Genomic DNA, 3,768 nt, shown 5'->3' on the forward strand with positions numbered 1-3,768 from the left:
GGTCCCGGACCGGGGACTCACCGGGCGGCCGTATGCGGGGCCGGCGCAGGAGGGCGGGGCCTCGACGGACGCCGACGGGGCGGGGACGGGTCCGTGTCGCGGCCGTAGCCGTCCGGCGTCCGAGGCGGCGAGCGCAAGGCGCCACTGCGGCGGAGGTCAGGCTCGCGGACGGGCATGTCCAGGTGGCTGACGGGCGGCTCTTATCCGGGTGGCCGACGGTGGTCCTGGAACAGCCGGGCACTGCCGAAGGGCAGGTGGCCGTCGGCGGACTTGCGCGCGGTGCGGGGAGGGTCGAGCGAGCCGGTCGCCGGTGGTACCTGGCCGAACCGGGCCCCGGCCGGGTGCGCGGGATGGATGTCCATTCCGGCGAAGTGGGATCCGGCGTCCATGAGGGTGAGCAGGTAGTCCCGGTTGCCGGTGAAGTCCAGGGCGCTCGGCAGCTGCGGGGGCAGGATGTCCGACGGGTCCAGACCGTCCTGACGGCGCATCAGGTTGCAGGCGGCGTGCAGGTGACCGAGTTCCAGTCCGAGGTGGAACTCCCAGAGCGCCTTGAGTTGTGAGTCGGTCTCCTGCTCGGCGAAGCAGTGGTAGAGGTAGCACTCGTTGTATTCGCGCATCACCAGTTCCTCCCACGCCGTGCGGCCGGGGTCGGTCGAGGTGTCGGCCCGGGTCAGGTGCTCATGGCCGATGGACCCGAGTTCTCCGCAGGTGCGGCGCCGGCCGGGGCGCCGCAGGCCGATGCCGTCGTAGAAGTGCGTCGTCTGCAGTTGGGTGATCCCGAGCGTCAGCGCGTGCAGTTCCGAGAGCGCTGGCGGAGCCGTGCGCCGCTGCCGGGGCCGTGTGCCACCGGATGCCGGACGGATCGTGGAGCGGCGCCGGGGCTCCATGGTGACCAGGTCTTCCGCGTCCAGCCCTGCTGAACGGTGCGTGGTCATTTCGTAGAGGTTGGCGAGCCGGTAGAGGTGGTCGAAGTCCTCCTCCAGGGTGCGCCGGTAGAGAGAGCGTCGGCGCGGGTCCGGCTCCATGCGGGCCACCCAGGCGGTCAGGTCCACGGAGACCTGCTCCTGGGCGACGGCCGCCTCCAGGACCCCGGGCCGCCCCGGCACGAGTCGCCGCAGAGTCCGCAGCTGTCTGCCTTCGATGTCGTGCAACCGCGTGAGGATCCCGGTCGCCTTCGGATCGCCGCAGCTGCGGACGAGCTCCTCGTCGAAGAGAGCGGCCTCGGTCTCGATGGCGTGCATCGTCATGACCCGGCAGCGGGTGAAGGGATCGCCGTCGTCGACGGCATCCGGTCTCGCGGCGCGGGGGACCTGTCGTTGCGACTGACGGTCCAGCGGAATTCCGGGGTGTTCCAGTGGATTGAAGGGCATCGGCCGGGATCCTTTCTTCCGTGTGCGGTGTCCTGGCGGCGGCCGGAATGTTGCCGGAATCGCCGGCCGTAAACATGTCGGCGGGTACATGCGCGAACTCGCTGAATAGCGGGGTGAGCTGGTGAGTGTCGCCCGGGCAACGCTCGACGGGTCCGGAGGAGACGCGAAACACGGCAATGCACCAAAGGGTTTTTTTCTCCGCCCTCCGCCGGCATATCGACTTGATTACCGGCAACTGCCTTACCGGGTCCACGGAAGGACCCCGCCTTCTTTGGAAGGCATGCACGTCGGACATCGATTTTAGGGAGAAAGTCATGATGCGAACCCTCACTGGCGGCCTCACCGCCGCGCTGGTCGCGGTGCCGCTGGCGCTGGGATGCGCCGGTGTCGCTTCGGCGGACACCGGCGGCTCGGGGGACGGCTCGGTCGCCGGCTCCGGGCCCTTCTACGGTGCCGTCGGCGCGAGCGCCGGGCCGAACGGCTCCAGGCTCGACGTCGTCGTGGCCGGCGTCGGCGGTGAGAGCGGCGGCGGCACCGGCGCGTGGGGGCCGTACTACCACCTGTACCGGGCGACGGCTGGGCCTGACGGTGCTGGACTGACCGCGATCGACACGGGCGTCGGGAGCAACTCCCCGAGCGACGAAACAGCGGTCACGGGCAGCGGCAACTAGCCGATTCCGTCGACGGCCTCGTCGGCGCGGCGCGCCCACTGTCCACGATGGTGGACAGTGAGCGCGCCACCCCTCTAGGGTTGTCCATGAACGTGGACGACAGGCTCGCCCGCATGTGGGGCGAGCCCGTTGAAGTCGAACGACGACCAGAAGAGCGAAAGGATGTGGGTCCGCTGTGCGATGCGTGGCCGGAGCGGGGGCGGAAAGCGGCGGGAGCGACGTGGCGTTGGCTGGCCGCGCCCGCCGGGGCGACCGGGAGGCGTTCTCTTTGATCTACGCCCATCACCGGGACGGCGTCGAGCGCTGTGTCCGTCGGCGTGTGAGCGATCCGGAGCTCGTGAGCGACCTCGTGAGCGAGACGTTCACCAGGGCGCTGGCGTCAGTGGGGCGTTTCCGTTGGCAGGGCGGAGGCGTTCGGGCCTGGTTGCTGACCATCGCCCGCAACCTGGTGTCGGACCACTACCGTGCCGCCCGCACGCGCAGGGAGGTGCCGGTGCCGGTCGTGCCGGATCTGTCCGCGACGGCCTGTCCGAGCGTGGAGGACGAGGTGCTCACGAGGTGGGAGCACACGCGAGTACGGGACGCGGTCGTGTGTCTGACGGCACGCAAGCAGGAAGTGATCGCCATGAGGTTCTGGTACGGCATGCCGGGGCAGCAGGTGGCCTCGGCGACCGGGGCCACCGTGGGAGCGGTGAAGGCGCTGCAGCGCAGGGCGACCCAGGATCTGCGCCGGACACTCGGGCGCTGCGACACCCGGGGGGTGTCGTTCGCGTGACACAGGAAAGATTGCCGCGACGACGTCACGCCGCGGTCGCCCCGCCCGGTACCCGCCCCTGGTATGTGACCCGGATGCTCGGCGTGCTCGGCCTCTCTGCCGGCGACCACCGGGACGAGCCTCGTCCGCAGGAGGCGCCGCGTCCCTGCTTGGTACCGGAAGGACCTGAAGGGCTCGACCGGCAGAAGCCGACAGAAGCGCCGGAACCTCCGGCGGGTGGTGGGGCCGTGCAGGTGGTCAAGGAGGGGCTGCCGGTGCCGGGACCCGCCGGTACGGGATCACCACGGCGGGCGACGCAGGGCAAGACGTCGGCGGACCAGTACGGGCCCGCGCCCGGACCGGAGCGGCAGGCGCGGCACTGGAACCTCGCCTGTGCCCGTGCCCGGCGGACCGCATACGCGCTGGCGGCCGCGCACGGCGCGCACGCCGACGTGCTGTCCGTGGCGCCCCAGGGAGATGAAGTGATCATGATCGTCTGCTTCTCCGACCTGGACGCCTGGTACGCGCTCAGGGCAGCCTTCGCCATCCGGCCCGACACCGTGGCGGTGCACGAAGAGGCCTGTGTCGGCAGGGGCCGGCTCGACGGCACACCGGTACGACTGGTCGGCAGGGCAGTGCCCGCACTGCTCGAAGCCGAGGAGTCGGCGATGACGCTGGCCTATCGATTGTGGGACCGGGTGTACGACCTCGCGAGGCCCCAGCTCGACTGTCAGGGGCACGTGTGGGAGTACCGGGGGCTGCAGGGCCCGGACGGCGTACCCCTGATGCACCGGCTGACGGACGGTCACGAACGCCGGATGACCGCTGTCGCCCGCAGCGTCGGACCGCTGTGCGGGCTGCCGCGCGCATCGGATGCCGGTCCCCGGGGGCTGGTGTACGGGTCCGGGCCCGGTGCGGACGAGGGCATCGCGTCGGTCGACGACGCCTCCGGTGACCGGCGCCGGTCACCGGA

At 71.0% G+C, this 3,768-nt stretch carries 4 protein-coding genes; 3 read left to right on the plus strand and 1 reads right to left on the minus strand.

From position 1 onward, the window contains the following. Window positions 1–200: 200 nt before the first annotated feature. Complete coding sequence (locus ACFULQ_RS48750; RefSeq protein WP_383558203.1) at window positions 201–1,370, minus strand: hypothetical protein; 1,170 nt, start codon at window positions 1,368–1,370, stop codon at window positions 201–203. 314 nt (window positions 1,371–1,684) lie between these two features. Here ACFULQ_RS48750 and ACFULQ_RS48755 point away from each other — a divergent pair, with 314 nt between their 5' ends. The 3 genes from ACFULQ_RS48755 to ACFULQ_RS48765 form a co-directional block, all read left to right on the plus strand. Further along, a complete protein-coding gene (locus tag ACFULQ_RS48755; RefSeq protein ID WP_383558205.1) occupies window positions 1,685–2,041 on the plus strand; it encodes a hypothetical protein in 357 nt (118 codons plus the stop codon). 220 nt (window positions 2,042–2,261) lie between these two features. Next, window positions 2,262–2,816, plus strand: coding sequence for an RNA polymerase sigma factor (locus ACFULQ_RS48760; RefSeq protein WP_383558208.1), 555 nt, complete (start codon window positions 2,262–2,264; stop codon window positions 2,814–2,816). A 227-nt stretch (window positions 2,817–3,043) separates the two neighbouring features. Beyond that, window positions 3,044–3,768 (plus strand): BN159_2729 family protein (locus ACFULQ_RS48765; protein ID WP_383558210.1); only part of this gene is annotated, 725 nt, incomplete at its 3' end.

This window comes from Streptomyces sp. NPDC057253, from assembly GCF_042669125.1.
In the GTDB taxonomy this organism is placed as follows: Bacteria; Actinomycetota; Actinomycetes; order Streptomycetales; family Streptomycetaceae; genus Streptomyces.

Excerpts from the sequence above, each read along its gene's own strand:
- ACFULQ_RS48750 (WP_383558203.1), bottom strand. The coding sequence starts at position 1,370 with ATGCCCTTCAATCCACTGGAACACCCCGGAATTCCGCTGGACCGTCAG.
- ACFULQ_RS48755 (WP_383558205.1), top strand. The coding sequence starts at position 1,685 with ATGATGCGAACCCTCACTGGCGGCCTCACCGCCGCGCTGGTCGCGGTG.